Origin of the sequence: Bradyrhizobium algeriense (assembly GCF_036924595.1) — a bacterium.
Lineage (GTDB): Bacteria > Pseudomonadota > Alphaproteobacteria > Rhizobiales > Xanthobacteraceae > Bradyrhizobium > Bradyrhizobium algeriense.
The window spans coordinates 4,082,621-4,096,852 of record NZ_JAZHRV010000001.1 but is presented as its reverse complement, the minus strand read 5'-3'; the positions used below and the strand labels follow the sequence as shown (position 1 = coordinate 4,096,852).

General features: G+C 64.6%; 16 protein-coding genes. 14 read left to right on the top strand and 2 right to left on the bottom strand.

From position 1 onward, the window contains the following. Positions 1-33 precede the first annotated feature (33 nt). The gene (gene phnF / locus V1286_RS19975; protein ID WP_334489790.1) at positions 34-762 is read right to left on the bottom strand and encodes a phosphonate metabolism transcriptional regulator PhnF; all 729 of its coding nucleotides are present in this window, start codon (positions 760-762) and stop codon (positions 34-36) included. A 173-nt stretch (positions 763-935) separates the two neighbouring features. On the opposite strand from phnF, the gene phnG reads away from it, so the two are divergent. The 9 genes from phnG to V1286_RS19930 are packed head-to-tail and all read left to right on the top strand — an operon-like array spanning position 936 to position 7,830. Next, positions 936-1,349, top strand: a complete 414-nt coding sequence (gene phnG, locus V1286_RS19970) for a phosphonate C-P lyase system protein PhnG (RefSeq protein WP_334489787.1) — start codon at positions 936-938, stop codon at positions 1,347-1,349. A 1-nt stretch (position 1,350) separates the two neighbouring features. Further along, a complete protein-coding gene (gene phnH / locus V1286_RS19965; RefSeq protein WP_334481933.1) occupies positions 1,351-1,956 on the top strand; it encodes a phosphonate C-P lyase system protein PhnH in 606 nt (201 codons plus the stop codon). A gap of 2 nt (positions 1,957-1,958) precedes the next feature. After that, positions 1,959-3,062 carry a carbon-phosphorus lyase complex subunit gene (locus V1286_RS19960; protein WP_334481932.1) on the top strand — a complete coding sequence of 368 codons (1,104 nt, stop codon included), beginning with the start codon at positions 1,959-1,961 and terminating at the stop codon, positions 3,060-3,062. After that, on the top strand, positions 3,059-3,943 hold the full coding sequence (locus V1286_RS19955; protein WP_334481930.1) for an alpha-D-ribose 1-methylphosphonate 5-phosphate C-P-lyase PhnJ: 885 nt from the start codon (positions 3,059-3,061) through the stop codon (positions 3,941-3,943). Before V1286_RS19960 ends, V1286_RS19955 begins: the two co-directional genes overlap by 4 nt. Then, entirely contained in the window at positions 3,936-4,736 is an 801-nt protein-coding gene (gene phnK / locus V1286_RS19950; protein WP_334481928.1) for a phosphonate C-P lyase system protein PhnK, read from the top strand. Before V1286_RS19955 ends, phnK begins: the two co-directional genes overlap by 8 nt. Before the next feature lie 8 nt (positions 4,737-4,744). Beyond that, the gene (gene phnL, locus V1286_RS19945) at positions 4,745-5,443 is read left to right on the top strand and encodes a phosphonate C-P lyase system protein PhnL (RefSeq protein WP_334481926.1); all 699 of its coding nucleotides are present in this window, start codon (positions 4,745-4,747) and stop codon (positions 5,441-5,443) included. Positions 5,444-5,457: 14 nt separating this feature from the next. Then, a complete protein-coding gene (locus V1286_RS19940; protein ID WP_334481925.1) occupies positions 5,458-6,609 on the top strand; it encodes an alpha-D-ribose 1-methylphosphonate 5-triphosphate diphosphatase in 1,152 nt (383 codons plus the stop codon). Next, on the top strand, positions 6,606-7,205 hold the full coding sequence (gene phnN, locus V1286_RS19935) for a phosphonate metabolism protein/1,5-bisphosphokinase (PRPP-forming) PhnN (protein WP_334481924.1): 600 nt from the start codon (positions 6,606-6,608) through the stop codon (positions 7,203-7,205). Before V1286_RS19940 ends, phnN begins: the two co-directional genes overlap by 4 nt. A gap of 13 nt (positions 7,206-7,218) precedes the next feature. After that, complete coding sequence (locus V1286_RS19930; RefSeq protein ID WP_334481923.1) at positions 7,219-7,830, top strand: pyridoxamine 5'-phosphate oxidase family protein; 612 nt, start codon at positions 7,219-7,221, stop codon at positions 7,828-7,830. A gap of 7 nt (positions 7,831-7,837) precedes the next feature. Here V1286_RS19930 and V1286_RS19925 read toward each other — a convergent pair whose 3' ends face one another. Next, complete coding sequence (locus tag V1286_RS19925) at positions 7,838-8,725, bottom strand: LysR family transcriptional regulator (RefSeq protein ID WP_108513435.1); 888 nt, start codon at positions 8,723-8,725, stop codon at positions 7,838-7,840. Positions 8,726-8,829: 104 nt separating this feature from the next. Between V1286_RS19925 and V1286_RS19920 the strand changes: the two genes are divergently transcribed. The 5 genes from V1286_RS19920 (at position 8,830) to V1286_RS19900 (ending at position 14,219) form a co-directional block, all read left to right on the top strand. Further along, positions 8,830-10,260 carry an amidase gene (locus V1286_RS19920; RefSeq protein WP_334481922.1) on the top strand — a complete coding sequence of 477 codons (1,431 nt, stop codon included), beginning with the start codon at positions 8,830-8,832 and terminating at the stop codon, positions 10,258-10,260. 68 nt (positions 10,261-10,328) lie between these two features. Next, positions 10,329-11,279 carry an ABC transporter permease gene (locus tag V1286_RS19915; protein ID WP_334481921.1) on the top strand — a complete coding sequence of 317 codons (951 nt, stop codon included), beginning with the start codon at positions 10,329-10,331 and terminating at the stop codon, positions 11,277-11,279. Next, positions 11,276-12,172 (top strand): ABC transporter permease, encoded by an 897-nt coding sequence (locus V1286_RS19910; RefSeq protein WP_334481919.1) that lies wholly within the window; start codon positions 11,276-11,278, stop codon positions 12,170-12,172. The genes V1286_RS19915 and V1286_RS19910 overlap by 4 nt, the downstream gene beginning before the upstream one ends. A gap of 2 nt (positions 12,173-12,174) precedes the next feature. After that, positions 12,175-13,188: an ABC transporter ATP-binding protein gene (locus V1286_RS19905; protein WP_334481917.1), complete on the top strand. Its 1,014-nt coding sequence runs from the start codon at positions 12,175-12,177 to the stop codon at positions 13,186-13,188. A gap of 2 nt (positions 13,189-13,190) precedes the next feature. Beyond that, positions 13,191-14,219, top strand: a complete 1,029-nt coding sequence (locus tag V1286_RS19900; protein WP_334489784.1) for an ABC transporter ATP-binding protein — start codon at positions 13,191-13,193, stop codon at positions 14,217-14,219. The last annotated feature ends 13 nt before the right edge of the window (positions 14,220-14,232 follow it).

The window sequence follows — 14,232 nt, the reverse complement described above, 5'->3', positions numbered from 1 at the left end:
GGGCACGCTTCGCTTTGCCCACCCTACGAGCTGTCAACTATTCTCCACCAAAAACTCGACGCGTTCCGCAGCAAAGCGCGAACGCTTGGTCGTCAGCGGCTCGCCGCCGGTATCGACGTCGGTGCTGTCGACCACGAGCACGGGACGTCCGAGCGCCAGGTCCAGCCGCGCGGCGTCGGTCGCGTCGACGATACCGGCGGTGATCCGGGTCGACGCACGGCGAAAATCCCGGATACCGTAATGCGCCACTAGCTTGGTCATCGAACGCACATCGGCAAACACCTTCCCGGCGTTGGGAAAGCGTTCGGCCGAAAGCCAGGTGGTGCTGACGCAGATCGGTGCGCGGTCGGCCAGCCGCACCGATTCGATCCGGATCAAGGGTGCCCCGGTCTTCAGTCCGAGTTCCCGCGCCAGCTCGCGCGTAGCGGCTTCCTCGGTCGCGTCGATGAATTGGCCGCGCGGCTCGCGGCCGCCGGCGCCGACGATTTCGGAAAACCGCGTTCGCGAGTGCAGCGGGTAGGCGAGGCGCCGGGTCTCGACATAGGTGCCGCTGCCGCGCTCGGCGCGCACCAGGCCGCGTTCGGCGAGCGTGGCGAGCGCTCGGCGAACGGTGTGGCGGTTGACCCGATAGGTTTCGGCGATCTCCATCTCGCCCGGCAGCTTTTCGCCGGCAACAAAGCGGCCGTCGGCGATGCCGCGTTCGATGCCGTCGGCGACCTGCCGCCACAGCGCGACGCCGGAGGGCGTATCCTGGATGCTCATGGCGTAAAGCGGGCCATCTGGAAAAATCACCTCATTGTCACGAAATCGTCATGGCGCTTCGCTATCAAGTTGTCTAGTATCATAGACAACTTGATTCCGGCAAGGCCGATATGATGGTGAGCGACGAAAGTATGGAAAACAAGGGTGGCGGGCAGGCGCGGCGCAGGGCCATGATGGCGGTGCTGGCTCATTCTGCAACGGCCGACATAGAAGGGCGTCTCGGAATGGTCGCGTTGCCCGCGCACGAAGACCTGCGCGCGCCCGAGAATGGGCTCGTCATGGTGCGCGGCCGCGTCGGCGGCGACGGCGCGCCGTTCAATCTCGGCGAGGCGACGGTATCGCGTGCCGCGGTGCGGCTGTCGACCGGCGAGGTCGGTTTTGGCTACGCGCTCGGCCGCGATCGGGAGAAGGCCCGGCTGATCGCGCTTTGCGACGCCATGGTGCAGTCAGCTGAGCTTGCTGGCGCGATCGAAACCCAGGTCGTTGCACCGCTGCGTGCGGCGATGATCGAAAAACGAAACCGCAAGGTCGCAGAGGCCGCGGCAACACGGGTCGATTTCTACACACTGGTGCGGGGTGAGGGCTGACATGACGAGCGTTGCCGAACTGCCCGCAGGATTTGCCGACAAGGTGTTGTCGGCGCAATCGGTCTTCCGTTCCGTGATGGATGCGATGGCGCGTCCCGGCAGCGTCCAGCGCGTCCAGCCTGCAGCGGGCGGGCCTGATACGATGATGCGTGGCGCCGCCGCCATCGCGCTGACCTTGTTCGACCACGATACGCCGGTCTGGCTCGACGGCCGGATGTCGGCCGCAGCTGATGTCGCCAAGTGGCTCAAGTTCCACACCAGCGCGCCGGTCGTTGTGGATTCGTCGATTGCCAGTTTTGCATTGATAGGCGATCCGCAGAGCCTGCCGGCGCTCGATCGCTTCGCGTTCGGCAGCAATGAATATCCGGACCGTTCGACGACGCTGATCCTGCAGGTCGAGAGCCTGACGGATGGCCCCGTGGTCGAGCTGCAGGGCCCCGGCATCGACGGCTCGGCAGCGCTTCGCGCTTCAATCCAGCCGCGTGATCTGTTCGAGCGGTTGGCCATAAACGCCGCACTGTTTCCGCGCGGCATCGATGTCGTGCTGGTTCATGACGATTCCATCGTCGCCATACCGCGCACGACGCGGCTCGTGAGGGGAGGCTGACCATGTACGTTGCCGTCAAGGGAGGCGAACGCGCCATCGAGAATGCCCACCGCCTGCTGGCGCATGAGCGGCGCGGCGATCGTGATGTTCCCGAACTGTCGCTGGCTCAGATATCCGAGCAGCTTTCGCTTGGCGTCGACCGCGTCATGACGGAGGGCTCGCTCTACGACCGCGAACTCGCGGCGCTCGCCATCAAGCAGGCGCGCGGGGACCTGATCGAGGCAATTTTCCTGGTGCGCGCGTTCCGCGCCACGTTGCCTCGCTTTGGCGCGACCGAGCCGGTCGACACCGGCGCGATGCAGGTGCGACGACGGATTTCGTCGACGTTCAAGGATGTTCCGGGTGGACAGATTCTTGGTCCCACCTTCGATTACACCCATCGCCTGCTCGACCCCCAGCTCGCCGATGGCTTCTCACCCGAGGTGCCCGCGATCGGAGAGGCGTCCACTGCTGCGACCCCGCGCGTCACCGACATTCTCGGCCGCGATGGATTGATCGAGCCGTCGCCGGCGGCAGATGCCGATGCACCGGTTGGTGATCTCACGCGCGAACCGCTCAATTTCCCGGCGGATCGCGATCTGCGCCTGCAAAACCTGGCGCGTGCCGACGAGGGCTTTCTGCTGGCGCTCGGATATTCCTCGCAGCGCGGCTATGGCCGCAACCATCCCTTTGCCGGCGAGATTCGTTTCGGCGAGGTGGAGGTTGAATTCATGGCCGAGGATGCCGGCTTTGCCGTTCCGCTCGGTTCGGTCGCGCTGACCGAATGCCAGATGGTCAATCAGTTCAAGGGATCGGCGACCGAAGCGCCATGTTTTACACGCGGCTATGGCCTGGCGTTCGGGCAGAGCGAGCGCAAGACCATGTCGATGGCGCTGGTCGATCGCAGCCTGCGCGCCCGCGAACTCGGCGAGGAAGTGATCGCGCCCGGCCAGGACGAGGAATTCGTGATGTCGCACTCGGACAATGTGCAGGCGACCGGTTTTGTGGAGCATCTCAAATTGCCGCACTACGTCGACTTTCAGTCCGAACTCGGCTTGCTGCGCAAATTGCGCAAGGAATTTGCCGAGGCGAATGAGGCTCCGCAAATGCAGGAGGCCGCCGAATGAATGCGCCAGCTTACAATTTCGCCTATCTCGATGAGCAGACGAAGCGGATGATCCGCCGCGCGATCCTCAAAGCGATCGCGATTCCCGGCTATCAGGTGCCGTTCGCCAGCCGCGAGATGCCGATGCCCTATGGCTGGGGCACCGGCGGCGTGCAGGTCACGGCGGCAATCCTTGGGCCTGATGACGTGCTCAAGGTGATCGACCAGGGCTCGGACGACACCACCAACGCGATTTCGATCCGGAAATTCTTCGGCAAGACGGCCAGCGTCGCGACCACCACGTCGACGACGGATGCCACCGTGATCCAAACCCGGCACCGGATTCCTGAAGCGCCGCTGCATGCGGGACAGGTGCTGGTCTATCAGGTGCCGATCCCCGAACCGCTGCGGTTCCTGGAGCCGCGCGAGACCGAGACGCGGCGCATGCATGCGCTCGGAGAGTATGGCCTGATGCACGTCAAGCTGTACGAGGACATTGCACGCTTTGGTCATATCGCGACCTCCTACGCCTATCCGGTGAAAGTGAATGCGCGCTATGTGATGGACCCGTCGCCGACGCCGAAATTCGATAATCCGAAGATGGACAATTGTCCGGCGCTGCAACTGTTCGGCGCAGGGCGCGAAAAGCGCATCTATGCGATCCCGCCGCACACCGACGTGGTATCGCTCGATTTCGAGGATCACCCGTTCACGCGCTACCGCTTCGACGCGCCCTGCGCGCTGTGCGGCGCCGGCGATTCCTATCTCGATGAAATCGTCACTGACGACAAGGGCGGCCGAATGTTCGTCTGTTCCGACACTGATTATTGCGAGTCTCGCCAGTTGGCCGGTCATCGCGGCAGCGAGAACGCCGCGCCGCACAAGGAGAGGGCGCATGGCTGAGCTGCCAGACGTTGTGCAGGACGATGAGCCGCTGTTGGTCGCCGAACACCTCGGCAAGAACTACGGCCGGCTGACTGCCTGCCGCGATGTATCCTTTGCGCTCTACCCCGGTGAAGTGCTGGCCATCGTCGGCGAGTCCGGGTCGGGGAAGTCGACGCTGTTGCAGCTGTTATCGGCGCAACTCGCGCCGAGCGCCGGGCGGGTGTCGTATCGGATGCGCGACGGCGTGTTGCGCGATCTGGCCGCGTTAGGTGAAGCAGAGCGCCGTTTTCTGTTCCGTACCGACTGGGGCTATGTGCATCAGGACCCCGCGCTGGGTCTGCGGATGGCGGTTTCGGCCGGCGCCAATGTCGGCGAGCGGCTGATGGCGGTAGGCTGGAATCACTACGGCCGCATCCGCGATACCGCCTCGTCCTGGCTGGAGCGAGTCGAGATCGATACCGCGCGCATCGATGACGCGCCGCGAACCTATTCGGGCGGCATGCGGCAGCGGCTGCAGATCGCGCGCAATCTGGTGACAGAACCGCGCCTGGTGTTCATGGACGAGCCGACCGGCGGGCTCGACGTATCGGTGCAGGCGCGGCTGCTCGATCTGATGCGCAATCTCGTCAGTGAGCTCGGCCTTGCTGCCATCGTCGTCACCCATGACCTCGCCGTGGCGCGGCTGCTGTCGCATCGCGTGATGGTGATGAAGGGCGGTCGCGTCATCGAGACCGGCCTGACCGACCAGGTGCTCGACGACCCCCGCGAGCCCTACACCCAATTGCTCGTTTCCTCGATTTTGCCGGCATGAGCGCGCCAATGACAGCGATGATCGACATCACCAACGCCGAAAAGACCTTTACGATGCACCTGCAAAGCGGCGTCGAGCTGCCCGTGGTGCGCGGCGTCTCGTTCCATGTCGAGCCGGGGGAATGCGTGGTGCTGTCGGGTCCTTCAGGCGCCGGCAAATCCTCGATCCTGAAAATGATTTTTGGCAATTACCGCTGCGATGGCGGCCGGATCGGCATCCGGCATCAAGGCAAGGTGATCGATTTGGCCACGGCCGAGCCGCGGCAGGTGCTCAGCGTGCGTCGTTCGACCATCGGCTATGTCAGCCAATTCCTGCGCGCGGTGCCGCGGGTCGCCACCATCGACGTGGTGGCGGAGCCTCTGATTGCGAACGGATCCGCACGCGCGGAAGCCCGCGAGAAGGCGGGCTCGCTGCTGCGCCGCCTCAACATTCCCGAGCGGCTGTGGGCGTTGCCGCCGTCGACGTTCTCCGGCGGCGAACAGCAGCGGGTCAACATCGCGCATGGCTTCATCTCCGACTTGCCGATTTTGTTGCTGGATGAACCCACGGCCTCGCTCGACGCGGCCAATCGCGCGGTCGTGGTCGAGTTGATTGGAGAGAAGAAGCGTCAGGGGGTTGCAATGGTGGCGATCGTCCATGACGATGAAATACGCCATCTGATCGCCGACCGGATCGTCGACGTGACATCATTTGCCGCCGCCGCTTGAAGGAAGAATGCGAGATGACAAGGCACGAAACAGTCCTCGGTAACGCCCGCATCGTGCTGGCCGATCGCGTGATCGAGCGCGGCTGGGTTGCCTTCGCCGACGGCCGCATCGCCGAGTTCGGGGAAGGAAGCGCGCCCGCAGGTAGCGAAGACGCCGGTGGCGACCTGATAATGCCTGGCCTGATCGAGCTGCACACCGACCATCTGGAAATGCACTATGTGCCACGCCCAAAGGTATTCTGGGATCCGATCGCGGCGGTGGTATCCTATGACGGACAGTTGGCCACTTCGGGCATCACCACCGTGCTGGATTCGCTGCGGGTCTGGCGCGAGGATGGCGCCGAGGAGGTTGACGGCAGGGCGGGCGTGCTGGCGGAGGCGATCACATCCGCCCGCGATGCGAACCTGCTCCGTGCCGATCACTTCCTGCACCTGCGCTGCGAAATTCCGATGCCGAGCGTGGTTGAGGAAGCCAGGGAGCTGATCGATCGGCCGGACGTGCGGCTGATGTCGCTGATGGATCACACGCCGGGGCAGCGCCAGTTCCGCGATGAGGTCAAGCTGCGCGACTATTATCGCGGCAAGGGGGGCGGCAAAACCGACGCCGAACTCGATGCGCTGTTCGAGAAGCGCTTCCACTATCAGAAGACTTATGCCGCAAGCAACATGCGCGAAATCGTGGCCCTCGCGCATCAGTATAAAATCCCGCTTGCCAGCCACGATGATACGACCGAAGAAAATGTCGCCGACGCGATACAGGATCGCGTTGCGGTGGCGGAATTCCCGACCACGATGGAAGCCGCGCGCGGGCTGCATCAGGCCGGCATCGGCATTCTGATGGGGGCGCCGAACGTGGTCCGGGGCGGCTCGCATTCCGGCAACATCGCCGCCGTCGATCTCGCCCGCGAGGGGTTTTTGGATATCCTGTCGTCCGACTACATCCCCTCGAGCCTGCTGATGGCTGCACTGCAACTGCCGCGACACGTGCCCGCGATCGATCTGGCATCGGCCGTTCGCACGGTGACAAAAACGCCGGCCGAAGCCGTGGGCCTTGCGGACCGTGGCGAGATCGCACCCGGCAAGCGCGCCGATCTGATCCGGGTGCATGTCGCCCGCGACATTCCGGTGGTGCGCAGCGTCTGGCGGGAAGGGACGCGGGTCGCATGACGGAGACGCTGACACCCACAACCGAAGACAAGACCGCTGCAATCGGGCCGGGCCGCTTGGTGCTCGTGGTCGGCCCAAGCGGCGCGGGCAAGGATACGCTACTCGGCCTTGCCAGGGCAGCCTGTGCCGATGCTGGCAACATCGTGTTTCCGCGCCGCGTGATTACGCGTGAAGCCTCGGCATCGGAGGAAAACGAAGAGGTCAGTGCCGGAACGTTTCAGGAGGCGCTGACGCGTGGCGAATATGCCATGCATTGGGAAGCCCACGGTCATTGCTACGCGCTGTCGCGCGCGATCGATGACGAAATCCGCGCCGGACGCACCATCGTCGCCAACGTATCGCGCACGGTGATCGGTGCGATGCGCCGCGCCTATGCCGACGTGGTGGTGATTTCGATCACCGCGCCGCCAGACGTTCTGGCCGAACGGATTGCGATGCGGGCACGAAGCAGCGACGGCAGGGTCGAAAACCGTCTGCGCCGCACGGTGGAAGACGCCTCGGCAGCGCCCGACGCGACCATCGTCAACACCGGCAGCGCCGAATATCATTCCCGCCAGCTCGTACGCGTCATCAAGGGCGAGAAATGGGACGATTGAAAGGAGACCGGAAATGACCGTCGTCGCGACGATCGAGCAGCTCGAGGCCATCTACGGCTTTCCCAACGATGCCTCGACGGTCAAGGTCGCGGACAGGGTCACGCCGGCCTATCGGGTGTTGATGGACAAGTCGCCGTTCGCGGCGCTGGCAACCTGCGGGCCGGAGGGACTGGACTGTTCGCCGCGCGGCGACCTGCCGGGCTTCGTTCGCATGCACGACGAGAAGACACTGATGATGCCGGATCGCCGCGGTAATAACCGCTGCGATTCGCTGCGCAATATCGTGCGCGATCCGAGGGTCGCGCTCCTGTTTCTCGTCCCGGGCTCCGGCAGCACGCTGCGCATCAACGGCCGCGCGCATGTCTCGACCGATCCGGAACTGCTCGCGTCGTTCAAGATGGAGGGCAAGGCACCGCGCACCGTCATCGTCATGACGGTGGAGGAGGTTTACTTCCAGTGCGCGCGCGCCATCGTGCGCGCCGATCTCTGGAATCCCGACAAGCGCGTCGATCCCCGAAGCTTGCCGACGCCCGGCCAGATCCTCGCCGAGATGAGCGAGAACACCGTTGGCGGCGAGAAATACGATCGGGAATGGCCGGAGCGCGCGCGGCAGACGATGTGGTGATGTGCTGTCAGGCGTAGCGGATCACCTTTTCCGCGCATTTGAGAAAATTCCGGACCAGCGGATTGAGAGAATCCCTCCGCCAGCAAACCGCGACGTCGATGGCATCGTCGGCGTCGAGGAAAGGCCTGAACACGACGCCGGTCGGGCATCCGAGCTGGGCGCAGGCGGGAAGGATCGCCATGCCCTCTCCGGCAAGGACGAGGCTGAGCGCCGAGTGCACCGTCTCGACCCGGTTCGCGACCGGCATGCTGACCTGATGCCGCCGCAGCAGCGACGTGACAACGGAGGTCGACGGATCCTCGGCAGCCCCGGGCAAGCTTATCAGCGGGCGGCCCTGCAGCTTTCTCACCGGCACGGCCGCTGAGCGCGCCAGCTGCGAGCCGGCCGGCATGGCCAGCATCAATCGTTGCTTTCCGATCGTGGAAATCTCGATCTCGCTGTGGCGAATGGCGGGCATGCACAGCGCGACAGTCACGCTGTGATCCAGCACCCGTGCCTCACGCGTCGATGCGCTCAGTTCGATGAACTCCAGATCGACCTTTGGAAGGGACCGTCGAAGTTCCGGAACGAGCCTCGGCAACACGGCGTGGGCCAACGCGAACATGTAACCGACCGACAATCTTCCCCGGCGTCCCGCCGCCACCGCGCGGGCTGCCTCAAAACCTTCGGCCGTCAGGGCCAGCGCTTCACGCGCGCGCGATAGCAAGGCGCGACCGGCCGCCGTCAGCTCCATCCCCCGCGTGCCGCGGCGAAACAGCGGTGTTCCTACTTCCGATTCCAATTTGCGGATCTGGACCGACAGTGGCGGCTGAGCCATGCGCAGGCGGACGGCGGCCCGGCCAACGCTGCGTTCTTCTGCGACGGCAACGAAATACCGGAGACGCCGGAGATCCATTTTTGCCATACCAAAATCGTATGGGTCAGTTGTGCGATGGTATTGGACCTGAAGTCAATGTGAATGTCATCCTTGCGTCATTCGACCCTGGGGACTTTAGCGCGATGAGCGATGAACTGTGCTTTCTGCCTGCGACCGAACTCCGCGCGCGGATCGTCCGCAGGGATGTTTCACCGGTCGAAATTACGCGTGCCGTTCTTGCGCGCGCCGAGCGGATGCAGCCCGAGTTGAACTGCTTCATCACGCTGTGTGGGGATGAAGCCATGGCCGAGGCGAGGAACGCAGAGCGCGAGGTCGTGGCCGGGGGGCGGCTCGGCCTTCTTCACGGCATTCCGTTCACCGTGAAAGATCTGGTCAACACCAAGGGAGTGCGAACGACCTTCGGCGCGGTCCCCTACAAGGACAACGTGCCTGACCATGATGCGGTCGCCGTGGCGCGAATGCGGGCAGAGGGTGCCATTCTCGTGGGCAAGACCACGACGCCAGAGTTCGGCACCAAGTGCCTGACGGATTCGCCGTTGTTCGGCCGCACGCGCAATGCCTGGAGTGGCGCACGCTCGAGCGGTGGTTCAAGCGGGGGAGCGGCGGTCGCGGTTGCCAGCGGCATCGCGCCGCTTGCCATCGCGACGGATGGCGGCGGCTCGACGCGGATTCCGGCGGCCTGCAACGGCGTCGTCGGGCTGAAGCAAAGCAACGGCGTTATTCCGCACAGCCAGGTGCAGGACGCGTTCGGCAACCAGACCTATGTGACGCCTACGACGCGCACCGTCGCAGACACCGCCCTGATGATGCAGGCGATGTCGGGAGAAGACGCTTCCGATCCGTGGTCGATCGGATTGCCGCCGTCGAATTTTGTCGAGGGATCGGCGCCAAACGGCGATCTGCGCGGGCGCAGGATTGCATTCTGCCTCGCGCCGCTCGGCCGGCCGGTTGCGGCCGATGTCGTCGCTGCATTCAAGGTCGCGCTTGCCAGGCTGGAAGCCCTCGGGGCCGAGGTCGAGGAAATGTCCGCCGACGGATTTGAGGTGGAGCCGATCTGGCGCGCCATCAATCACACCGCGTGGCGCGCGCGGTTCGAGAAGCTGGCGGCCGACCATGGCGACGTGCTGAGCGAGACTTTCATGAAGCAACTGGCGCTGGCCACGAAGGTCAGCGGTGTTGACTATCAGCGGGCGATGTTTGACCGTACGGCGCTGTTTCGGCGGGTTCAGACATTGTTGCAAAGGGTCGACATTCTCGCGATGCCAACCATCACCCGAACCGCGCTTCCGATCGACCAGGACCTGTTCGGCACGATCGAAATCGACGGCCGGGTCTTCAGCGACGTGCGGCCGAGCTGGTTTCCCTGGACGATGCCGTTCAATATGACCGGTCATCCCGCCGTCAGTCTGCCCTGCGGCTTTGATGCGGACGGCCTGCCGATCGGCATCCAGTTGGTCGGGCAATTCCGTGGAGACGTCGAATTGCTGCGCATCAGCGCGCTGTTTGAGGCCTCGCAAGATCTTCTCGGCCGGTGGCCGAATCTAGCCGGCTAAACGAAAATGCGGCTGCCACCACACTTGATCGCTAACAAGGGATTGGCCGCTAACAAGGGAATCGGGACTTGAGCGTCTTCATTTTCCGCCGATTTCTGACGCTGATAGCGACGCTGGTCGGCGCGTCGCTGATTATCTTCCTCGTTCTGGATGCCTTGCCCGGCAACGCCGCACAGATGCTGATGGGCGCGGATGCGACGCCTGATGCGGTCCGGGCGCTGACGGTCAAGCTCGGGCTCGATCAACCGCTGCACTATCGGTACATCCATTGGATCGCGGGGATGCTGACGGGCGACCTCGGCAACAGCTATGCCTATGGCACGCCTGTTGCAGGATTGATCGCCGAGCGTCTCACGCTGACAATTCCATTGGCGATCATGTCCATGTCCATGACGGTCGTGCTGGCCCTGTCCGCCGGCATCTATACGGCGGCAAATCACAACAAGCTCGGCGATGTGGGCGTGATGTCGCTGACGCAGTTCGGCATAGCGCTTCCCAACTTCTGGTTCGCCATCCTGCTTATTCTGTTGTTCTCGGTGAAGCTGCAATGGCTTTCGGCCGGCGGATTTGCGGGCTGGGACGAAAGCATCATTGCCGGGATCAAGTCGCTGCTGTTGCCTGCGATCTCGTTATCGGTGGTGCAGGCGGCGATCCTCGCTCGCGTCACGCGCTCCGCGGTGCTCGAGGTGCTGCGCGAGGATTTTGTGCGCACCGCGCGCGCCAAGGGCTTGAGCAAGCGCGACGTATTGTGGCGGCACGTGCTGCGCAATGCGATGATCCCTGTCATGACGGTGATGGGCCTGCAGTTCGCCAACCTGCTGGCGGGCACGATCGTGATCGAGAACGTGTTCTATCTGCCGGGTCTTGGCCGGCTGATCTTCCAGTCGATCGCCAATCGCGACCTGATCGTGGTGCGCAACTGCGTGATGCTGCTGGCAGCCGTGGTCGTCATCGTGAACTTCGTGGTCGATGTGCTCTATGCCTTCATCGATCCGCGCATCAAGGTACACAACCTATGAGCACCCCGCTGAGCGCCTCAGTCGAGGTTGCGGCCACCACTGCGCGTCCGCGGCTTGCGAACGGCTTCTGGCGCCGCGCGCTGCGCCATCGCAGCTTCGTTGCGGGCGGCACGCTCAGCCTGATGGTGCTCTGCGCCGCCTTGCTGTCGCTGGTCTGGACGCCGTGGTCGGCCTATGAAATCGACGTGGCCTCCAAGCTGCGGCCACCGTCGGCGGCGCACTGGCTCGGCACCGATGTGCTTGGCCGCGATATCGTGTCGTTACTGCTGGTCGGCGCCCGCTCCACCATCATGGTCGGCATCATCGCGGTCGGGATCGGCCTCACCTTCGGGGTGTGTCTCGGGCTGATCGCCGCCGCGCGCAAGGGCTGGACCGAAGAGCTCATCATGCGGATGAGCGATTTCACCTTCGCGTTTCCCGCGGTGCTCTCGGCCATCATGCTGGCAGCCGTCGCCGGCCCGGGCATGGTGACCTCGATCATCGCCATCGGCATCTTCCAGATTCCAACCCTGGTCCGGCTGACCCGTGGATCGGCCAATGCGATCTGGGCGCGGGAGTTCGTGCTGGCCGCGCGCGCCTCCGGCAAGGGTGGCTTCCGCATCACCATCGAGCACGTGCTGCCGAACGTCCTGCCGATCCTGATCGTGCAGGGGACGATCCAATTCGCACTCGCGATCCTGGCCGAAGCGGCGCTATCCTATCTCGGGCTCGGCACGCAGCCGCCGCAGCCGTCCTGGGGCCGCATGCTGAACGATGCACAGACGCTGTTGTTCCAGTCGCCGATGCTCGCGGTCTATCCGGGCGCTGCGATCGCCGTCGCCGTGCTTGGTCTCAATCTGCTCGGCGACGGGTTGCGCGATCTGCTCGATCCCCGGCTGGCGCGGGAGCGTTGAATATGAGCAAGTCCGCCAACGCACCTCTGATCGAAGTCCGGGATCTCGGCGTCCGGCTCAACACAAGCCGCGGGCCCGCGCAGGCCGTTCGTGGCGTCAGCTTCGCGCTGAAGCGTGGCGAGACCTTGGGCCTCGTCGGCGAATCCGGCTGCGGCAAGTCCGTCACCGCGCTCGCGCTGATGGGCCTGCTGCCCGACAGCGCCGTCGTCAGCGGCAGCATCCGGCTCGATGGCAGCGAGCTGGTGGGCCTGTCGGATACGAATTACTGCAAGCTGCGCGGCAATCGCATCAGCATGATCTTCCAGGAGCCGATGACCGCGCTCAATCCGATGCACACGATCGGCCGTCAGGTGGCCGAGCCGTTGCGGCGCCACACCAATTGCTCGGCGGCAGAGGCCCGCAAGGAAGCCATCGCCTTGCTCGATCGTGTCGGGCTTCCCGATGCGGCGAAACGCGTCGATGCCTATCCGCACCAGTTCTCCGGCGGACAGCGGCAGCGCGTCACTATTGCCATGGCGCTGGCCTGCCAGCCCGACGTGCTGATCGCCGATGAGCCGACCACCGCGCTCGACGTCACCATCCAGGGACAGATCCTCGACCTGATCGCAGACCTCGTTGCCGAGCGCGGCATGTCGATGGTTCTGATCTCGCACGATCTTGGCGTCATCGCCGAGAATGTACAGCGTATGATGGTGATGTATGGCGGCACCGTCGTTGAGAGCGGCGCGACGAATGCCGTGTTCACGCGCATGGGGCATCCCTATACGCAGGGCCTGTTTCGCGCTCGCCCGCGCCTCGGTGCGCGGAAGGGGACCCGGCTGCAGACCATTGCCGGCACCGTGCCCGAGCTTGCCGATCTGCCCTCGGGATGCACCTTCGCGGACCGTTGCGCGATCGTCGAAGACCGTTGCCGCGTGGCGTTGCCGGCGGCGGTTGATGTCGGCGCCGGCCACGGCGTGCGCTGCCTCAGGACGGATGTTTCGATGGCTGAGGCGGCCGGAGTTTTGAGTGCATGACCATGCTGGACCAGGCGTCACCGTCCGCCGAACCGCCGCTGCTCGAGGTCAAGGATCTGGCCCAGCGCTATACACTGCCGCGCGAAAGCGTGTTCAAGCCGGCCGGGCAGGTGCATGCGCTCAACGGCGTCACCGCGCAGGTGATGGCGGGCCGAAGCCTCGGCGTGGTTGGCGAGTCCGGATCGGGCAAGTCGACCTTCGCGCGGCTGGTGATGGCGCTGGAACAGCCGTCGTCGGGATCGGTGTCGCTGATGGGCCGTGACCTGCACCGGATGCCGGCTGCCGAGTTGCGCCGCGCCCGGCGCGATTTCCAGATGGTGTTTCAGGATCCCTATGGCTCGCTGGACCCACGACAGACCATTGCGCGTATCGTCGCGGAGCCTTTGACCGCGCTCGGGCGCATGGATCGCGCCGCGCTGCGTCAGCGCGTTGCCGGCGTGCTGCGCCAGGTCGGCCTGCGCGACGCCGACATGGACAAGTTCCCGCATGAATTCTCCGGCGGCCAGCGCCAGCGCATCGCGATCGCGCGTGCGCTGATCACCCAGCCAAAACTGATTGTCGCCGACGAGCCGGTCAGCGCACTCGATGTCTCCGTGCAGGCGCAGGTGCTCAATCTCCTGCAAGACCTGCAGGATGAGTTTGGATTGAGCTACATCCTGATCAGCCACGATCTGGCGGTGGTGGATTATCTCTGCGACGAGATCGCGGTGATGTATCTCGGCCGGATCGTCGAGCAGGGCCGGCCGGAAGATCTGTTCGCGCACTGCGCCCATCCTTATACGCGAGCGCTGCTTGAGGCCGTGCCGCGCGCCCGCGCGGGTGGGCTACGCCGCCGCCGCGGCGCCCAGTCGATCGCCTCCCAGTCGACCGGCGCGGCAGGATGCGCCTACGCATCGCGCTGTCCACTGGCCGATCAGCATTGCCGCGACACCGCGCCGGCGCTGCGCAATTTCGGCATAGCGCACCTTGCGGCATGCCATCACGCTGAGGCCGTGATGGCATTGCCTGCAGTGTCGTCGGAGGAGAGTTAGTCTTTTGTGCGGG